Genomic DNA, 18,978 nt, shown 5'->3' with positions numbered 1-18,978 from the left:
GGGCGAATCTCCGTGTCGAGGGCACAGGAAATCAGGCGGGCGTCAGCCACAGCGTCGCAAGCGGCGGCAGGCGCAGCAGGGCCGACCACGCTTCGCCGTGCGCGGGCAGGGGCTCCGCCCACACGGCGCCGTCGTTGCCGGCGTTGGTGCCGCCGTACGGCGCGGCGTCGGTGTTCATCAGTTCGCGCCACTGGCCGGGCGCGGGCAGCCCGAGGCGGTAGCCGGCGCGCGGCACGGGCGTGAAGTTGCAGACGGCGACGACGAGGCGCCCGGTGTCGTCGCGGCGCGCGAACGCGAACACGCTGTTGTCGCGATCGTCGCCGATCAGCCAGGAAAAGCCGGCCGCGTGGCAGTCGAGCGCATGCAGCGCGGGCTCGGCCGCGTACGCGCGGTTCAGGTCGCGCACGAGCCGCTGCACGCCGCGATGCGCGGGCGCGTCGAGCAGGTCCCAGTGCGGCGTCGCATCGTGCGCGAACTCGGCCCATTGCGCGAATTCGCTGCCCATGAACAGCAGCTTCTTGCCCGGGTGCGCCCACATGAAGCCGAAGTACGCCCGCAGCGTCGCGAGCCGCTGCCACGCATCGCCCGGCATCTTCGCGACGAGCGAGCCCTTGCCGTGCACGACCTCGTCGTGCGACAGCGGCAGCACGAAGCGCTCCGAGAACGCGTACACGAGCCCGAACGTCATCCGGTCGTGGTGATAGCGGCGGTGGATCGGGTCTTCGTGCAGGTACGCGAGCGTGTCGTGCATCCACCCCATGTTCCACTTGAAGTCGAAGCCGAGCCCGCCGTCGCCGGTCGGCGCGGTAACGCCCGGCCACGCGGTCGATTCCTCCGCTACGGTGACGACGCCGGCGGGCGCGGCCGCACCGTGCAGCGTGTCGTTCAGCACGCGCAGGAACGCGACCGATTCGAGGTTCTCGCGCCCGCCGTGCACGTTCGGCACCCATTCGCCTTCCTTGCGCGAATAGTCGCGGTACAGCATCGACGCGACCGCGTCGACGCGGATGCCGTCGACGTGATAGCGGCGCGCCCACGCGAGCGCCGACGCGACGAGGAACGCACCGACTTCGGTGCGCCCGAGATTGAACACGCACGTGTGCCAGTCGGGATGCATGCCTTCGCGCGGATCGGCGTGCTCGTACAGCGCGCTGCCGTCGAATTGCGCGAGGCCGTGCGGATCGTCCGGGAAATGCGCAGGCACCCAGTCGACGATCACGCCGATGCCGGCCGCATGCGCGCGGTCTACGAACCGCGCGAAGCCGTCGACCGGCCCGAAGCGGGCGGACGGCGCGAACTGCGCGAGCGGCTGGTAGCCCCACGAGCCGCCGAACGGGTATTCGGCGATCGGCATGAATTCGACGTGCGTGAAGCCCATGCCCTGCACGTACGGAATCAGCCGCTCGGCCAGTTCGTCCCAGGTCGCGCTGCGGTTCATCTCCTCCGGCATGCGCTGCCACGACTCCGCATGCACCTCGTAAATCGACCACGGCACGCGGTAGCGGTCGGCGTGCGGCCGCGCGTGCATCCAGCCGTCGTCGTGCCACGCGAACGCGTCGAGCGTCGCGACGTCGGCGACCACCGACGCGGTGCGCGGCGGCGCTTCCGTTGCGCGCGCGCACGGATCGGCCTTGTGCGGCAGCACGCGCCCGTCGGCTGCGCGCAGCTCGTACTTGTAGGACTCGCCCGCGCCGATACCCGGCACGAACAGCTCCCACACGCCGGACGGGCGCCGCAGCCGCATCGGGTGGCGGCGGCCGTCCCATGCGTTGAAATCGCCGACCACCGACACGCGCTGCGCGTTCGGCGCCCAGACCGCGAACCGCACGCCGTCGGTGTCGTCGATGTGCGCGGGCGTTGCGCCGAGGCAGTCGAGCACGGCGGCCGGGTCGCCGGCCGAGAAACGCGCGAGCGCCGCGTCGTCGAGCAGCGTGCCGAACGCGTACGCATCGTCGGCCACCTGCCGCGCGTCCGGCCAGTCGATCGCGAGCAGGTAGTGGGGCGCGCCGCCGTCGTGCGCGATCGTGCCCGCGAAGCAGCCGGCGCGATCGATACACGCGAGCGCGCCGAGTTCGTTGCCGTCCGGCGACAGCGCGCGCACGCGTTCGGCGCCGGGCAGCAGCGCCCGCACGACGAGCCGGTCGGCCTGCTCGTGCGGGCCGAGGCACGCGAACGGGTCGGGATGGCGGCCGGCGAGCAGTGCGTCGATATCGGCGCGTTCGAACAGCGTGTCGGTCATGGGGTTCCTCCGTCGTCGGGCAGCACGCCGTCGCCGAGCAGGCGGTCGACCAGCGCCGCGAGGCCGCCGACCGGCACGCTCAGCCAGTCGGGCCGGTTCGCCGCTTCGTAGCACAGCTCGTACGACGCCTTGTCGATCAGGAACAGCGCGAGCAGGCGATCGGCATAGCGCGGATCGACGAAGCGCACGGGCGCGAGGTCGGCCGCCGCGCGATAGCATTCGACGAAGCGGTCGGCGGCGGCCTGCCCGAAGCGGTCGAACAGCGCGCGCTTGCGGCCGGCCGCCTGCGGCGGCGCCTTTTCGATCGCGAACTGCGCGGTCGCGCTGACGTACGACAGCGAGCGCAGCAGGCCGGCCACGTCGCGCAGCGGATGCGATTTCGCGCGCCGCCGGGCGAGCGGGCGGGCCGGTTCGCCTTCGAAGTCGATCAGCAGCGCGTCGCCCTGCACGTCGAGCACCTGGCCGAGATGGAAATCGCCGTGAATCCGCGTGCAGTGCGCGTCGAGCGTGCGCGGCACGAGCTCGCCGAGCGCCTGCACGGCCGCGTCGCGCGACGCGAGCAATGCGTCGGCCGACGCGCGTGTGGCCGGATCGAGGCCGTCGAGCCGCGTGCGCAATACGTCGAGCGCGCGCTCGAACGACGCGATCGCATCCATGCACCAGCCGTCGACGTGGTCGGGCGTCGCGTGCTCCGGCGCGAACGCGGGATCGTCGGACGGCTGCGCGAGCGCGACGTGCAACTGGCCGAGCCGCGTGCCGACGATGCCCGCGAACGCCGCATAGCCGAGCAGCGCATCGGGCTCGTCGTCCGCTTCGGCCGGATCGTCGTCGTCCGCGGCGGGCAGCGCGAGCTCGTCGATCGCGCGCCGCAGGAAATCGAACGAGCGCGTCCATGCGTCGCCCTGGTTGTCGACATAGCGCTGCAGGATCGCGACCGTGTGCGGCGTGCCGTCCGGATCGACGTGTACGACTTCGCCGGCGAGCGTCGCGGTGTTCGCATAGCCGATGCGCGTCAGGTGCCGGCTCATTTCCGCTTCCGGGTGGATGCCGTGCGCGACCTTGCGCACCAGCTTCAGCACGATCGCGTCGCCGATCACGAGCGAGCTGTTGCTTTGCTCGGCCGCGAGCCAGCGCACGTCCGCATCGTCGCCCGGATCGAGCGCGGCGAGCGCGTCTTCCGGCAGGAAGGTGAGCCGGCCGCCGTCGGACGTGGGCACCGTTGCGCCGCCGCGCAGCTTGCGCAGCATCCCGCGCGCGAACGCCGGCAGCGCGAACGCATCGGTCAGGTAGCCGACCGTATGGCCGCGCCGCACACGCGCGAGCGCGAGCTGCGCGAACAGCGGATGGGAGGTCTCGCCGCCCCAGGCGACCGCCAGCGGCACGACGTAGCGCTCGACGCCGCCGTCGCTTGCCGACACCCACGCCTCCGCATACTGGAACGGCTCGTCGGGCATCGGTGTGACGACGTTCAGCCACGCGTCGCCGATTGCGCGATCCTTCGACGCGAACCAGCGCCGCCGCGCGAGCCACGACGCGAGCGCGTCGTGCGCGAGCGCATGCAGCTGCGCGATGTCGGGCCGCGCATCGCCGCGCCGCATCACGAGCGTCACGTATTCGGGCAGCGGCTCCGCATGCGGCTGCCGCCACGACGGCTCGCGCCCGTGCTCGGCGAGCACGAACCACAGGAACCCGTAAGGCGGAAAGGTGAGGAGATACGGGAGCTGGCCGATCGGCGGAAACGGCGAATCGGAGGTCATCTCGATCGGCACGCGGCCCGCGAATCCGGACAGGTCGAGCTCGACCGCCTGCGATGCGCGCGACAGGTTCGCGACGCACAGCACGGGGTCCTGGCCGTCCAGTTCGCGCAGGTACGCGAGCACCTTGCGGTTCTCCGGGCGCAGGAAGCGGATCGTGCCGCGCCCGAACGCCTGCGACGCGCGGCGGGTCGCGAGGATGCGCCGCGTCCAGTTCAGCAGCGAATGCGGATCGCGCGTCTGCGCCTCGACGTTGATCGCGTCATAGCCGTACAGCGAGCCCATCACCGGCGGCAGCACGAGCAGTTCCGGGTCGGCGCGCGAGAAGCCGCCGTTGCGGTCCGACGACCACTGCATCGGCGTGCGCACGCCGTCGCGATCGCCGAGGTGGATGTTGTCGCCCATTCCGAGCTCGTCGCCGTAGTAGATCACCGGCGTGCCGGGCATCGACAGCAGCAGCGAGTTGATCAGCTCGATGCGGCGCCGGTCGCGCTCCATCAGCGGCGCGAGCCGGCGCCGGATGCCGAGGTTCAGCCGCGCGCGCCGGTCGCTCGCATAGGTTTGCCACAGCAGGTCGCGTTCCGAATCGGTCACCATCTCGAGCGTCAGCTCGTCGTGGTTGCGCAGGAACACGGCCCACTGGTTGCTCGGCGCGAGCGCCGGCGTCTGCCGCATGATGTCGACGATCGGGAAGCGATCCTCGCTCGCGATCGACATGTAGATGCGCGGCATCAGCGGGAAGTGAAACGCCATGTGGCATTCGTCCTCGTCGCCGAAGTACTCCTGCACGTCTTCCGGCCACTGGTTCGCTTCCGCGAGCAGCATCCGGTTCGGGTACTCGGCGTCGATCGTCGCGCGGATCCGTTTCAGGATCGCGTGCGTCTCGGGCAGGTTCTCGTTGTTCGTGCCTTCGCGCGCGACCAGGTACGGCACCGCATCGAGCCGCAGCCCGTCGATGCCGAGGTCGAGCCAGAAGCGCATTACCTGGATCACTTCGCGCACGACCGCCGGATTGTCGAAGTTCAGGTCGGGCTGGTGCGAGTAGAAGCGGTGCCAGTAGTACTGACCGGCCACCGGGTCGTGGGTCCAGTTCGACGTCTCGGTGTCGAGGAAGATGATCCGCGTGCCCGCGTATTTCGTGTCGGTGTCCGACCACATGTAATAGTCGCGATGCGCGGAGCCCGGTTTCGCGCGGCGCGCGCGCTGGAACCACGGGTGCTGGTCGGACGTGTGGTTGATCACGAGTTCCGCGATCACGCGGATGCCGCGCGCATGCGCTTCGCGGATGAAGCGCCGCACGTCGGCCAGCGTGCCGTAGTCGGGGTGCACGTCGCGGTAGTCGGCGATGTCGTACCCGTCGTCGCGGCGCGGCGACGGGTAGAACGGCAGCAGCCAGATCGTGTCGACGCCGAGTTCGGCGATGTAGTCGAGCTTCGCGATCAGGCCGGGGAAATCGCCGATGCCGTCGTTGTTCGAGTCGTAGAACGACTTCACGTGCACCTGGTAGATGATCGCGTCCTTGTACCACAGCGGATCGTCCGCGCAGAGTGCGGGGGCACGGCGGCGCGCGCGGCGCCGGCGCGGCGTGCCGGCCGGCGCGAGCGACGGGAATTGCGCGCGGCGCACGTCGTCGAGGGAATCTTCGCGTTTCATCATCCGTGGGCTCCCGAAGAGGGGCGGGCGTCGTCCGGTGCGGGCGCTGCCGCCCGCGTGGCGCCCGGCGACGGCGCGAGCCGCCAGATTGCGTACGGCCGCACGTGCGGATCGAGCGAGACGTACTGGCGATGGCCGCGCCAGGTTTCCGCGTGCGCGGCGTCCTGTTCCAGCGCATCGAGCGGTTCGCCGTCGGCCAGCCCGAAGCCGTGCCACAGCGCCGCGTCGAGCGTGAAATTCGCGGCCTGCGGATGCCACGGATCGAGGCTGATCGCGACGACCACCACGCTGTCGAACGCGGGCGTCGCCTTCACGAACACGAGCACGCTGTCGTTGTCCGCGTCGACGAACGCGAGGCCGAGATGCGTCTGCAGCGCCCGGTGATCGCGCCGTGCGCGGTTCAGCCGCGCGACGTCGGTGCCGATATGCGAGGCCTTGCTCCAGTCGCGCGCGCGCAGTTCGTATTTCTCCGCATTCGCGTATTCCTCGCTGTCCGGCAGCGGCGCCGATTCGCCGAGCTCGAAACCCGAGTACAGGCCCCACGAACCGGCCAGCGTCGCCGCGAGCGCCGCGCGGATCACGAACTGCGAGCGCGGCGCGTTCTGCAGGTGGTGCGGGTTGATGTCGGGCGTGTTGACGAAGAAGTTCGGCCGGAAGAATTCGCGTGCGGGGCCGGCCGTCAGCTCGGTCAGGTAGTCGATGAATTCGCGCTTCGACTCGCGCCACGTGAAGTACGTGTACGACTGCGAGAAGCCGACCTTGGCAAGCCGGTACATCATGCCCGGCCGCGTAAACGCTTCGGACAGGAACACGACGTCCGGATGCCGGCCGCGCACGTCCGCGATCATCCATGCCCAGAACGGCAGCGGCTTCGTGTGCGGGTTGTCGACGCGGAAGATCCGCACGCCCGCGTCGACCCAGAACAGCACCGCGTCGCGCAGCGCGACCCACAGGTCGGGTAGCGCATCCGGCGCGTAGAAATCGGGGTTCACGATGTCCTGGTAGCGCTTGGGCGGATTTTCCGCGAAGCGCAGCGAGCCGTCGGGCCGCCACGCGAACCAGCCCGGATGCGCGGCGAGCCACGGGTGATCGGGCGAACACTGGATCGCGAAATCGAGCGCGATCTCGAGCCCCTGGCCCCGCGCGGCCACGACCAGCGCGCGAAACGATTCGAGCGTGCCGAGCTGCGGATGCACGGCCGTGTGGCCACCGTCGGGCGAGCCGATCGCGTACGGGCTGCCGACATCGTCGGGGCCGGCGATGAGGCTGTTGTTGCGTCCCTTGCGCGCGGCCGTGCCGATCGGGTGGATCGGCGGGAAATACAGCACGTCGAACCCCATGTCGCGAATACGCGGCAGGTGCGCGATCACGTCGTCGAACGTGCCGTGCCGGTGCAAATCGTCGCTCGCCGAGCGCGGAAACATTTCGTACCAGCTTGAAAAGCGTGCCGCGCGGCGCTCGACGTCGACCGGGTAGGTCGTTTCGTCGTGCGTGACGAACGGACGGTAGCGCAGGGCCGCGAACGCGTCGGCGAGCGGCGGCGCGGCGAGCAGCGCGCGTCGCGCGTCGGCCGGCGCTTCCTTGAATTCGGCGACGAGGCGTTTCATTTGCGTGACCGCGCGCGGATCGGCCGGATCGGCGAGCTTGAGCGCGGTCGCGAGCAGCAGCTGCGCCTCGCGCAGTTCGAGTGTCACGTCCTGGCCGGCCGCGTGCTTTTTCGCGACGTCGTCGACGAGCGACGCCCAGTCGTCGCGCCACGCGATCACGCGAAACGCGTGCCGGCCGAGCTGGTCGAGCATCACGTGGGCGTGCCAGCGATCGTTCGGCCCGGCTTTGAACGGCACCTCGCGCCACGTGTCGTCGCCGTCGGCACGCCACTGGAGCGCGGCCGCGAGATGCGCGTGCCCGTCCGTGAAGATCGACGCCTGCACGGCGAGCGGCTCGCCGATCACGCGCTTGACGGCAAAGCGGCCGCCGTCGACCGACGGTTCGACGCGCTCGATCGCGATCCGGTCGGCAGCAAGCGCGGCGGACAGCGCGCCGCGCTCGCGTGCGGCGTCGGGGCGCGTCGTGACGGGCGGCGCCTGCCACGCGTGCAGCAGCGCGTAGGCGCCGGGTTCGAGCGTGAAGGCTTCGAGCGCGGCCGGCGGATGCGTTTGCGCGCCGTCCTGCGTGACGACGCGCGTGAAGCCGCCCGGCACGCCGGGCAGGATCGTCGCGGGATCGACCGTCGCCGGCGCGTCGAGGTCGGGATTCAGTGCGATCAGCAGTGCCGCCTCGTCGTGTTCGAGCGATGGCCCCGTGCCGCGCAGCAGTGTGGCCGCGGCGGCGCCCGGCGCGCTCAGTTGCGCGATTTCGCCGCGTGCCGCCGCGACGGGCGTCGCGCGGCGCCACGCATTCGCGTCGGCGATCGCGCCGGACAGGTCGAAACGCGCAGCGTCGAACGCCGCACGGTAGCGTGCGGCATCCGCGTCGCGCGCCATCAACGGCACCGCGACGCCGCGCTCGAAACCCATCGGCACGAGCCAGCCGGTGCCGACGGCCGCAGCCGTCCACAGTGCGCGGCGATAGGCGCGGGCGACGAGCTCGTCCGGTGCATCGGGCCAGTCGTCCGCGAGACGCGGGCCGTCGGGCGCATCGGGAAACGCAATCGGCGAGCCGATACGCCGCAGCAGCCGGTGTTCGTCGGCGAACCACGGTGCGCGCAGGTCCCACCAGCGCACCGATGAAAACACCGCGTCGAACCCGGCGGTGTCGAGCTGCGCGAGCGCGTCGCGCGCATGCCCGGGCACGGCCGCGAGCACCGCGACGTCCGGGCGTGCGCGGCGCAACGTCGCGCGCCAGCCCGGCCACCAGTCGGCCGGCAGATGATGCGGCGCGTCGATCAGGAAACCGGCTGCGCCTGCGTCGGCGAAGGTCGCGAGGTGCGTGCACCACCATGCCGACAGCGCGTCGAGCGCCGCGTCGTTGCCAATGTTCGCGTGGGCGATGTCCAGCGCATGCGCGGTACCGCGCGGGTCGATCAGCGCGTCGTCGTGCGTGCGTTCGACATACCAGTCCGGATGCTCGGTAAGCAGCGGGTTCTCGCGCGCGATGCGATCGGGCACGACTTCGAGCAGCAGGCGCAGCCCGTGGCCGTGCGCGAGCTGTGCGAGCCGCGACAAGGTTTCGAGTGCGCTTGCGCGCGTCGCGAACGATTGGGCCGGCCGCCGGAAATCGGCGACGTGGCGCGGAAAGCCGGCGACGCTCGCGGCCCAGAACGCGCCGACGAGCACGTGATCGAAACCCATGCCCGCGATATGCGCGAACGTCTGCGGCCACGCGTCGAGCGGCCCGACGAGGCGGGCGTCGCAGAAATGAATGTGTGGAGCGAAGGTCGGCGTGGAGTCCATGGCGTGGCGCGGGTGGCGGCGATCGGTGATGTCGATGCGCCGCAACGCGCGTGCCTGCCATGGGGCGCCCCGCGGGGCAAGGGGCGAACGGAAAGCCGGTCGATACGGCCTGTCGTTTTTACACGGTCGAGGGTCGTGTGCTCATTCCCCGCCGCCGGTCCCGTTCCCGTCGATGCGCTGCAGCAGCGCATCGCAACGTGCGCGCAGGGCGTGCAGTTCCGGCGAGTCGGCATCGAGCCGCGCGTGCTTGCTGCTGCCGGCGCCGCGGTTCGCGACCGCGACGTCATAGATTCCTTGCGCGATCGTGGCGGCGGCGTTCGCGATCCTGATCCGGGCCAACCAGCCGCATTCGGTGGAATGGCACGCGAGCCACGCGCGCTGCGCGGCGACGAGTTGACCGGTCGTGAGCCATGCGCCCGACCGCATGCGCGCGGCCAGCTGGGTCGTCACGAGGTATGAGAGCAGGTCGGTCCTTTGATTCACACGCGCTCCTTGACGAAGGGTCGGCAGGTCGGCCAGCCGGTTCGCGGGTGCGGTCCGGGCGGCGCATCGGTGTACGAATTGCCGGACGACACGGTGCTTCACGGGCAGGCGGCGGGAGCCGGCAGCGGTTCGACGCGATCGCGGGGCGCAAGCCGTGTGCCGGCCGGCCGGTATCGGGCACGGCACGTGCGTGCAGGGCCGACGGGGTGCGCGGCGATCATGCGGCGCGCATTTTTTGCATCGTCATCGCAGATAAGGACAGGAGGCCACCGTGCAGCATCGACAGGATGCACAGGTCCGAGACCCGTATCGCGGCCACGAGATTCGCGTGTGGGCATGGCGCAACGACGGCGGGACCTGGCGTGACGAGGTGCAGGTGTACGTGGACGGCGCACGCATCGAGCTGGCCGCGCCGGCCGCCGACGGCCCCGACTGGCTCACCGAGAACGAGGCCCTGCTCGCGGGCGTCGAGCGCGGGCGCTACCTGATCGACAAGCGCGTGGACGACGACTGACCGGCGTCACGCCGGCGTGCCGGTGACGCGTTGCGTGGGCGCCCGGTGCGACGACGTCGACGCGGATCCGGCCACGGCGCTTGCGGCAACCCGAACGATTCAGGGCCGCGCCGCGATCTCGTCGAGATGCCACAGCAGGTCGGCCGGATCGTCGTACACGCGCAGCGCACCGGCGCGCTCCAGCTCGTCGCTGCCGTACCCGCCCGCCAGCAGCCCGACGCCGAGCGCGCGGCAACGGGCCGCGGCGAGCATGTCCCAGATGCTGTCGCCGACCACCACCGTGTGTTCGATCGGCACGTTCAGCTGCGCGGCGGCGGTCAGGAACAGGTCGGGGTCCGGCTTCGCATACTTCACCTGGTCGCGCGTGACGACGACGTTTTTGGCCGGATCGACGCCGAGCGCCTCGAGATTGATGGCGGCCGTTTCCATCCGCCCGCTGGTGGCGATCGCCCAGCGGATGCCGGCGTTCGACAGCGCGGCCAGCAGCTCGCGCGCGCCCGGCAGCGGCCGGACCTGCGCGCGCAGCCGCTGGTAGGTGGCCGCATGCAGCCGCGCGAGCCGCTCGACGCGCTCGGCGTCGATGTCGCCCGCCGTCTCGCGCAGCAACTGGTTCAGGAACAGGCCGCCGCTCATCCCGATCTTGCGGTGGATGCGCCACACCGACAGTTCGATGCCTTCGGCATCGAGTGCTTCCTTCCACGCGAGCACGTGCTGATAGACGCTGTCGACGAGCGTGCCGTCGAGATCGAACAGAAATGACGTTTCAATGCGCATGTGAATCCTCCTGGCCCGACGACGGTCGGGTGTATCGCCCGCGAAAAGTCCGCGAAAACCCTGGACGACACATTATCGGCGCACCGCCGTGTCATCGCCATGTCCCGACGCCGCGCCGCGCGGCGACGTGTCATGTGCCGCTGGTACAATCGCGCCGATGCGCGGGGCCGGGCTGGTCGAGCCGTGTCCGCGTCGCACGCGCCCCCAACCCTCGTCTCGTCGATTCCACGCATGGCAACACCGGACGCCGTCAGTTCCAGGCACTCGTGGTGGGGCGTACTGGCCCTCGCCCTCACGGCCTTCATCTTCAACACCACCGAATTCGTGCCCGTCGCGCTGCTCAGCGCGATCGGCGACAGCCTGCACATGGAGCCGACCGCCGTCGGCCTGATGCTGACGATCTACGCATGGGCCGTCGCCGTCGTGTCGCTGCCGCTGACGTTCGTCACGCGTCACGTCGAGCGCCGCAAGCTGCTGGTCGGCGCGCTGCTGGTGTTCATCGGCAGCCACATCGTGACCGGCGTCGCGTGGAATTTCACGGTGCTGATGATCGGACGGCTCGGCATCGCATGCGCGCATGCGGTGTTCTGGTCGATTTCCGTTCCGCTCGCCGTGCGGCTCGCGCCAAGCGACCGCAAGAGCCGTGCGCTCAGCCTGATCGCGATGGGCTCGGCGGTCGCGATGGTCGCCGGCATACCGCTCGGGCGCGTGATCGGCGAGGCGTTCGGCTGGCGCATCACGTTCCTGATCATCGCGGGCGCCGCAGGCGGTGCGGCGCTGGTGCTGCGCGCCACGTTGCCGGTCCTGCCGAGCCAGGGCGCCGGATCGCTGAGCAGCATCGGCATGTTCCTGCGCAAGCCGGCGCTGGTCGCGCTGTATGCGATCACCGTGCTCGTCGTGTCCGCGCACTTCACGTCGTACACGTACATCGAACCGTTCGTCCAGAGCGTCAATCACGCGAGCAGCAGCCGGATCACGTACGTGCTGATCCTGTTCGGCGTGGCCGGCCTGCCGGCCGCGATCTGCTTCAATCGCATCTATCCGCACCGGCCGGACGATTTCCTGCTGGCGTCGATCGTCGCGCTGTCGGGCTGCCTGCTGATCCTGTTCCCGTGCGCGCTGAACATCGTCACGCTGTCCGTGCATACGCTGGTGTGGGGCGGCGCGATCGTCTGCTTCGGGCTGGCGATGCAGGCATGGGTGCTGAAGCTGGCGCCGGAGGCGACCGACCTGGCCGTGTCGATCTATTCCGGGCTGTACAACGTCGGCATCGGCGCCGGTGCGCTGCTCGGCAACCATATCGCGAGCGGCTACGGGCTGCCGTGGATCGGCACGTTCGGCGGCGTGGTCGGCGCGTTCGCGGTCGGGGTCGCGTGGATCGCGTTGCGGCTTCACGCGAAACGGGACGTGGCGGCCGCGGCGCAGTAAGTCTCGCCGCGAAGCGGCGTCCACCACCGGTTTCACGGTAAACCTGCAATAACCGTCCGGATTGTTTCCGTATCGTCGGCCTGATTGCCAAAGAGTGGGTTTTCGCCGCCAATTATTTAAATCATTAAAAAATCGCGGGATTCCCGGGCGGAAAAGCGTTGTCTCCCAATATTTGATCGCATGCTGCAAAGATTGAAACAGGGAAACGAACGTCATTAATCTGCGTACGCGTACGAAGCGGACTGACGTGCGTCATTCACAACAATCGGGAGACGGAGATGAAGGGCAGAAATCATTTAGGATTATTGATGATGTGCTTCGTTGCGGCAGCAATCGGGCTGTCGGCATGCGGCGGCGACGACGTCGGTTCGTCGCCGGCCACGTCGGCGACTGGCGCGACGTCGCCCAGCGGCACGACGTCGACGCCCGGCGGCACCGGCACCCCGGCCACGTCGCCGACGGCATTGCAGCAGATCGCGGTGAATCCGCCGCCGATGGGCTGGTCGTCGTGGAACAGCCTCGAGGAAAACGTCAGCTTCGACACAATCAAGGCGCAGGCCGACGGGCTGGCCGCGCTGAATGCGAACCTCGCGACGGGCAACAAGTACCAGTACGTGAATATCGACGAAGGCTGGTGGACGTCCAGGAAGCGCGATGCGAACGGCAATTTCATTCTCAACGTCGACATGAACGGCAATCCGACCAACCAGTGGCCGGGCGGGATGAAGGCGATGGCCGACTACATTCACGGCAAGGGGCTGAAGGCCGGCATCTATATCGATTCCGGGCCGCAGGGCTGCGGCAACACGAACGGCACGCATTTCGTCGGCAGCGACTACGCGCACTACGACCACGATTTCCTGCAGTTCGCGCAATGGGGCTACGACTTCGTCAAGGTCGACTGGTGCGGCGGCAGTGCGGCCGGATACGATCCGCAGCAGGCGTATACGGCGATCTCGCAGGCGATCCAGAAAGCCTACGCGGCCACCGGAAAACTGCTGGTGCTGAACATGTGCGACTGGGGCACGCTCGGCAAGAGCGGATACCCCGACAACAACCTGGGGCCGTGGGACTGGGGCGCGGGCATCGCGACGTCGTGGCGGACCACGGGCGACATCTACGGGCCGGGAAGCGGCGTGCCCAAATTCAGTTCCGTGCTCGGCAATTTCAACGGCAACTATCACCCTGAAGGGCAGCACACCGGCTACTACAACGATCCGGACATGATGGTGGCCGGCATGGGCATGACGGCCGCGAACGATCTTGCGCACGTGAATCTGTGGGCCATTGCCGGCGCGCCGATGATCCTCGGCAACGACCTGTCGAAGTCGCTGTCGGGCGATACGGTGAGCCTGCTGACCAATCCCGAGCTGATCGCGATCGACCAGGACACGCTGGGCCTGCAAGGCTTGAAGGTCGCGGACGCCAACGGGCAGCAGGTGTGGGCGAAATTGCTGGCCGGCGCAGGCAAACGCGCGGTGCTGCTGTTCAACAACGGTACCGCGGCAAGCGACATGACGGTCACGTGGCAGCAACTGGGTTTCGCCGCGGGCACGTCGGCCACCGTTCGCGATGTCTGGGCGCACAAGGATCTCGGCGCGGCCACCGGTTCGTACACGGTCGCGGCCGTGCCGGCGGGCGGTACCGCGATGCTCGTGTTGAGCGGCACCGACCTCGCGTCGACGACGTTCCTGCCGGGCACGCTGTCGGGCGGCGCGACTGTGGCGGACTGCGCGGCGTGTGCAAGCGGAAAGAAGGTGACGGGGCTGGGTACGGTGACGTTCGACAACGTGACGTCGCAAACGGCCGGTGGCTACATCCAGATCGCGTACCTCAATGCCGGTACGGAAACCGTCAAGGCGCAACTGGGCGCGAACGGCGGCAACGGCACGACGCTCGCGTTTCCGCCCACGGGCAACGCGGTCGGCACGGTTACGGCGTTCGTCAACCTCACGGCCGGGCAGAACACGCTGACGCTGTCGAGCGTCGACGGCACGACGCCGGCGCCGGAGGTCACGTCGATCGCCGTGGTGGCCGGGCCGGTGAAAGTCCCGCCGCCGCCGCCGCTGGCGTACGAGGCCGAGGCGGCCGTCAACACGCTCGGCGGGGCGGCGCGCGTGTCGTCGTGCGGCGCGTGCTCGGGCGGGCAGGACGTCGGCTACATCGGCAACGGCGACGGGACCAGCAACGGCACGCTGACGATCAACGGCATCTCGGTCGCGGCCGACGGGACGTACAGCGTCCCGATCGCTTACGTGAACGGCGATTCGGCGCCGCGCAGCGCGCAGCTCAGTTTCGACGGGGCGGCGCCGGTTTCCGTGTCGTTCCCGTCGACGGGCGGGTGGGGGAACGTGTCGACGCTGACCGTGACGGGTGCGTTCAGGCAGGGCAGCGCCAACACGCTGATGTTCTCCAATCCGACGGGCTGGGCGCCCGATATCGACGGCATCGCGGCACCCGTCAAGCAGTAACGGGCGCGTGGCGCGGCTGCCTGGCCACGGGCGGTCGCGTCATTCGTCGGAATGACGGGCCGAATGCCGGCATATTGCGGCATCATCACGGTGCCGCCGCACCCGCGAGCGATGCCTGATGTCCGACTGGAGACCCTGCATGCCGATACCCCGGATCGAAACCCGCGACGCAATGGGCGACCCCGATGTGGTCTATCTCAACCCGGTGCACGTGCTGTGGATGTCGCAGCCGACCGCCGCGCAGCGGCGGCCGGACAGCACGGCCATCCGTGTGGACGACCGCGTGAAGGGCGGCTCGCTGCTGGTGGCCGACGCCCCGCCGGTGGCCCGGCTCCTGCGCGATCTCGGGCCGTTCGTGACGGTGACGCTCGCGAACCCGTCGTCCGACTATCCGGACGGGCTCGTGCATATCCGTGCGCAGGCGATCGTCAAGATCGCGACGGACGACGACGGCAGGCCGCCGGCCGAGCGCACGCTCGGCTGGGTCCACGTGCAGGACGGTTCCGCCTTCAGGATCAAGGATCATGCGGGCGTGGCCGCGCAATGGCAGGCATCGGTCGCGGCGGCGTCATGAACCTTTCCGCGGCCGATATCACGCCGGCCGAACTCCGGCTGTTCGGCGACATCGTGGCCCGCCTGGAAGCGCTGGCGCCGATTGTCGACGTGAGGACCGTCGTACTGCCCGAGATCACGCAACTGATCCGCGCGGATTTCGCGGCGTCGTTCGAGTGCGACGAGCAGACCGGGCTCTGGCGCAACGGTTGCTCGTACAACCTCGATCCGTCGCAGATCGTACGGTACGAAGCGTGGTTCCAGCACATCGACCCGGTCACGCCGCCACTGTGCGCACGCCGTGTGGCGACCTGCGTCGACGAGGTGATGAGCCGGCGCGACCTGGAGCGCACCGCGTTCTACAGCGATTTCCTGAGCCGTGGCGGCATGCACCACGGGATCAACGTCTATGCGTTCGACGGCGCGACGCACGTCGGCGACCTGCGCATCTGGCGCGCGCAGGGGCGGCCCGACTTCGCCGAGCGCGACAAGCTGCTGCTGAACGGCATCGAGCCGTTTTTCCGGCGTGCGCTGCTGAGGCGGCGGCATGCGTGCGCGGGGCTGACCGGACGCGAGAGCGACGTCGCGCGGCTCGTCGCGGCCGGCTACACCGACAAGGACGTCGCGCGCACGCTGGGGATCGGGCTGTCGACGGTCCGCACGCACCTGCGGCGCGTGATGGCGAAGAAAGGCGTCGCCAACCGCGCGAGCCTGGCGGCCGCGATGGCGTGAGCGTCGTGCCGCGGGCGGCCCGGGGTCATCCATTGTGATGATGGCCGTCAAAATCGGCGCGGCCTACCTTGTGACGATCTCCTGTTACGAGGTAGGCCGACCATGACCACCCTGGGTTCCCTGACGCTCACCGAAGCCCGGCACGCGATCCTGCGCCGGGCGTTTTCCTGTGTCGAATACGCGTATGCACTGATCGAGCGGCACGCGCGCTGGCGTTACCTGAACGGCTTCACGTGCGTCGACGACGCGCGGCTGCTCGCCGAAGCCGCCCGCTGCGACCGCGATCTCGCGAGGTCGGCCGCGCCGCGCATGCTGCTCGGCCTGCCGATCGCGATCAAGGACAACATCGACACCGCCTGCCTGCCGACCGGCAACGGCACGCTGGCGCTGCACAATCGCGTGCCGCCGCAGCATGCTCCGGTCGTCGCGCGGCTGCTGGCGCAGGGCGCGCTGATCGCGGGCAAGGCGAACCTGCACGAGCTCGCGTTCGGCGTGTCGGGCAACAACCGTGTGACGGGCGCGGTGCGCAACCCGTACGATTTCGACCGGATTCCGGGCGGCAGCAGCAGCGGCTCGGGCGCGCTGGTCGGCGCAGGCGTGGTCCCAGCCGCGCTCGGCACGGACACCGGCGGGTCGGTCCGGATTCCGGCCGCGCTGTGCGGTGCGGTCGGCCTTCGGCCGACGGTGGGGCGTTACCCGCAGGGCGGCGTCGCGCCGATTTCCCGCACGCGCGACACCGTCGGCCCGATGGCCCGGTCGGTCGAGGACATCGCGCTGCTCGACGCGATCCTGGCCGGCGACGCGGCGGCGCTGTCGACCCCGGCGCGCAGCGCGGCGCGTCCCGTGCGTCTCGCGCTTCCGCGCACGACGTTCTGGCGCGGCCTCGCGCCGGATGTCGATGCGGTCGCGCAGGCCGCGGTGGCGAAGCTGGAGCAGGCGGGATTCGAGTGCGTCGATATCGACCTGAACGACTACCCGGGCTTCTTCGACGACGAGCCGGCCGTCATCGCGATGTACGAGTTCCGGGCGTCGATGCACGCGTATCTGGTCGAGAACGGCTACGACCTGTCGGTCGACGACATCGTCGCGAACGTGGGGAGCCCGGACGTCGCGCGGATCGCCCGCCATGTCACCGGCCCCGACGGCATTGCCGAAACCGCTTACCGCACCGCGCTCGACCGGCGGACGCGGTCGCGCGCCGCGTACCGGCAGTGCCTCGCCGACAGCGGCGCCGACGCGCTGGCGTTTCCGACCACGATCGCGACCGCGTGCCCGATCCCGTCGGGCGACGCGATGATCCTCAACGGCGGGACCGTGTCGGTGTTCCAGACCTACATCAGGAATACCGAGCCCGGCAGCAATGCGGGCGTACCGGGCATGACCGTGCCGGCCGGCCTGACGGCGGCCGGTCTGCCGGTCGGCCTGGCGCTGGATGGCGCGGCCGGCACCGATCGAGAACTCATCGCGGTCGCGCTGGAGGTCGAACGGGTGCTCGGGCGGCTGCCGGCGCCGGACGACGGGTACGGGGTGGAAGGCCGGCTGGCCGGCTTCCCGGGTGCCGGCGGCGCGTCGTAACGGTCAAGGGTGTCAATCGCGTGGCGGCTTCATGAGCGGCGGGCAGCGGCTCAGGATCAGCGCAAGCCCCTCATTGGCGTGAACAGGTCCGGGCGCCATCGCCACACGGCTCGCGCTTCATCGGGAATCGTCAATGCGGTCCGTCGTGCCTGATCCCTGCCGCATCGAGCTGGCGAAGTTTCGCATACAGCGTCGTGCGTGAAATGCCGAGCCGCCGCGCGGCCGCCGACACATTGCCGTCGTGCTCGTCGAGCGCGCGCCGGATCGCGTCGAGCGACTGTTCGTGCAGGCTCGCCTGAGCGGCGGCGGCCGGTGCCGTGCGGCACACGTCGGCTGCGTCTTCCAGCACATCGGCATGGCGCGCGATCGTCGCCCGGTCGAGCGGCGCACGCAGGGTGCGCACCCACACATGGCTGCCATCGTCGCGCGCGATCCGCTGCGGCGTGCGTGCCGGTATCAGCAAACGGCGCTGCTGCACGGGCGTCGCGCCGGGAAACAGTCGCCGGAGATCGTACGGGGCCACCGGCCCGGCGGCCGGGAGGTCGAGCATCCGGCGCGCCAGCCGGCTCACCGCACGTACGCGGCCCGCTTCGTCGAGCGCAATGACGCCGGCGAGTGGGGTGCCGAGCCAGCGCGCGTCATGCTGGACCTGCAGCAGATGGCAGTCGCGCAGCAGCGCATACAGGCGCTGCTCGGCGGACAGCGCCGCGTGACGAAACTGTTCGCGCAACTGCACGACGTTGCGCCTGCCGACTCCGGTGATGTCGAGCGCGCCGATCACTTCTCCGTCGAAACCCACCAGCGGCACCGCGAGACAGAACACCCGGGACAGCTCGTGGAGATAATGCTGCGCGCCCGTGACGATGGTCTCGGCGCCATCGTGAATCACGCAGCTCGGCGCGGTCGTGCCGATGTTCGGCTCGACAATCCGGCGTCCGGCGACGATCGGCGTCAGCAGCGCGTCGTCGCATTGCGGGCTGCGCCGCGCATGGACGATCGTGCCGTGCGGATTGACGCACATGATCGTCCAGTCGGTACCGCCGAATGCGGCCCACAGCGGCTCGATCTCCTGCGCGACGCAGCGGATGAGCAGCCGGTCCGCGCGCGATTCGTCGCGCTCGCGCTGCATTTCATAGCGAGCGGTTTGCCATGGTCCGAGCCCGGCGTCGCGCGAGCGCAGCCACGAGCGCGCGACGGTGGCCGGCAACGCTGTTTCCGGCAGCGGCTCGCCCGCGGCAAAGCGGGCGCGGAGCCGGTCGAGATCGACCGGTCGTGCAGGGGATTCAGGGGCCGTATTCACGCTGCGCTCCAGGTGAGGTCGAATGGTCGGGCCGGGCGTGCCGGCCCGGCGTGTCGCGCGAATGCGTAATATAGCCCGGTGCCCGAAGCCGGGTATTGTCGTGCCCATCGC

General features: G+C 69.8%; 12 protein-coding genes. 6 read left to right on the top strand and 6 right to left on the bottom strand.

The window, feature by feature from the left end:
- Positions 1–31: 31 nt before the first annotated feature.
- The 4 genes from glgB to AC5LXK_RS35260 form a co-directional block, all read right to left on the bottom strand.
- A complete protein-coding gene (gene glgB, locus AC5LXK_RS35275) occupies positions 32–2,239 on the bottom strand; it encodes a 1,4-alpha-glucan branching protein GlgB (RefSeq protein WP_493394260.1) in 2,208 nt (735 codons plus the stop codon).
- Positions 2,236–5,646 (bottom strand): maltose alpha-D-glucosyltransferase, encoded by a 3,411-nt coding sequence (gene treS / locus AC5LXK_RS35270; protein WP_493395100.1) that lies wholly within the window; start codon positions 5,644–5,646, stop codon positions 2,236–2,238. The genes glgB and treS overlap by 4 nt, the downstream gene beginning before the upstream one ends.
- The gene (locus AC5LXK_RS35265; protein WP_493394259.1) at positions 5,646–9,038 is read right to left on the bottom strand and encodes a maltotransferase domain-containing protein; all 3,393 of its coding nucleotides are present in this window, start codon (positions 9,036–9,038) and stop codon (positions 5,646–5,648) included. The genes treS and AC5LXK_RS35265 overlap by 1 nt, the downstream gene beginning before the upstream one ends.
- 141 nt (positions 9,039–9,179) lie before the next feature.
- Complete coding sequence (locus AC5LXK_RS35260) at positions 9,180–9,464, bottom strand: hypothetical protein (protein ID WP_493395099.1); 285 nt, start codon at positions 9,462–9,464, stop codon at positions 9,180–9,182.
- A gap of 328 nt (positions 9,465–9,792) precedes the next feature.
- Between AC5LXK_RS35260 and AC5LXK_RS35255 the strand changes: the two genes are divergently transcribed.
- The gene (locus AC5LXK_RS35255) at positions 9,793–10,035 is read left to right on the top strand and encodes a DUF6566 family protein (RefSeq protein WP_493394258.1); all 243 of its coding nucleotides are present in this window, start codon (positions 9,793–9,795) and stop codon (positions 10,033–10,035) included.
- A 99-nt stretch (positions 10,036–10,134) separates the two neighbouring features.
- Here AC5LXK_RS35255 and AC5LXK_RS35250 read toward each other — a convergent pair whose 3' ends face one another.
- Positions 10,135–10,809, bottom strand: coding sequence for an HAD family hydrolase (locus tag AC5LXK_RS35250; protein ID WP_493394257.1), 675 nt, complete (start codon positions 10,807–10,809; stop codon positions 10,135–10,137).
- A gap of 231 nt (positions 10,810–11,040) precedes the next feature.
- Between AC5LXK_RS35250 and AC5LXK_RS35245 the strand changes: the two genes are divergently transcribed.
- From AC5LXK_RS35245 to iaaH, 5 genes are all read left to right on the top strand, one after another.
- On the top strand, positions 11,041–12,237 hold the full coding sequence (locus tag AC5LXK_RS35245; protein WP_493394256.1) for a sugar transporter: 1,197 nt from the start codon (positions 11,041–11,043) through the stop codon (positions 12,235–12,237).
- Between the two features lie 308 nt (positions 12,238–12,545).
- Positions 12,546–14,708, top strand: coding sequence for an alpha-galactosidase D (locus tag AC5LXK_RS35240; RefSeq protein WP_493394255.1), 2,163 nt, complete (start codon positions 12,546–12,548; stop codon positions 14,706–14,708).
- Positions 14,709–14,847: 139 nt separating this feature from the next.
- Positions 14,848–15,282, top strand: a complete 435-nt coding sequence (locus AC5LXK_RS35235) for a hypothetical protein (RefSeq protein ID WP_493394254.1) — start codon at positions 14,848–14,850, stop codon at positions 15,280–15,282.
- Complete coding sequence (locus tag AC5LXK_RS35230; protein WP_493394253.1) at positions 15,279–15,992, top strand: helix-turn-helix transcriptional regulator; 714 nt, start codon at positions 15,279–15,281, stop codon at positions 15,990–15,992. Before AC5LXK_RS35235 ends, AC5LXK_RS35230 begins: the two co-directional genes overlap by 4 nt.
- Positions 15,993–16,094: 102 nt before the next feature.
- Positions 16,095–17,567, top strand: a complete 1,473-nt coding sequence (gene iaaH, locus AC5LXK_RS35225) for an indoleacetamide hydrolase (protein ID WP_493394252.1) — start codon at positions 16,095–16,097, stop codon at positions 17,565–17,567.
- Positions 17,568–17,697: 130 nt separating this feature from the next.
- On the opposite strand, the gene AC5LXK_RS35220 is transcribed toward iaaH, so the two are convergent.
- Positions 17,698–18,975: a helix-turn-helix domain-containing protein gene (locus tag AC5LXK_RS35220; RefSeq protein WP_493394251.1), complete on the bottom strand. Its 1,278-nt coding sequence runs from the start codon at positions 18,973–18,975 to the stop codon at positions 17,698–17,700.
- Between the last annotated feature and the right edge of the window lie 3 nt (positions 18,976–18,978).

The organism is Burkholderia pulmonis (assembly GCF_984667975.1).
Note: the sequence above shows the minus strand (reverse complement) of the source record. Positions and strands in the feature narration are given on the sequence as shown.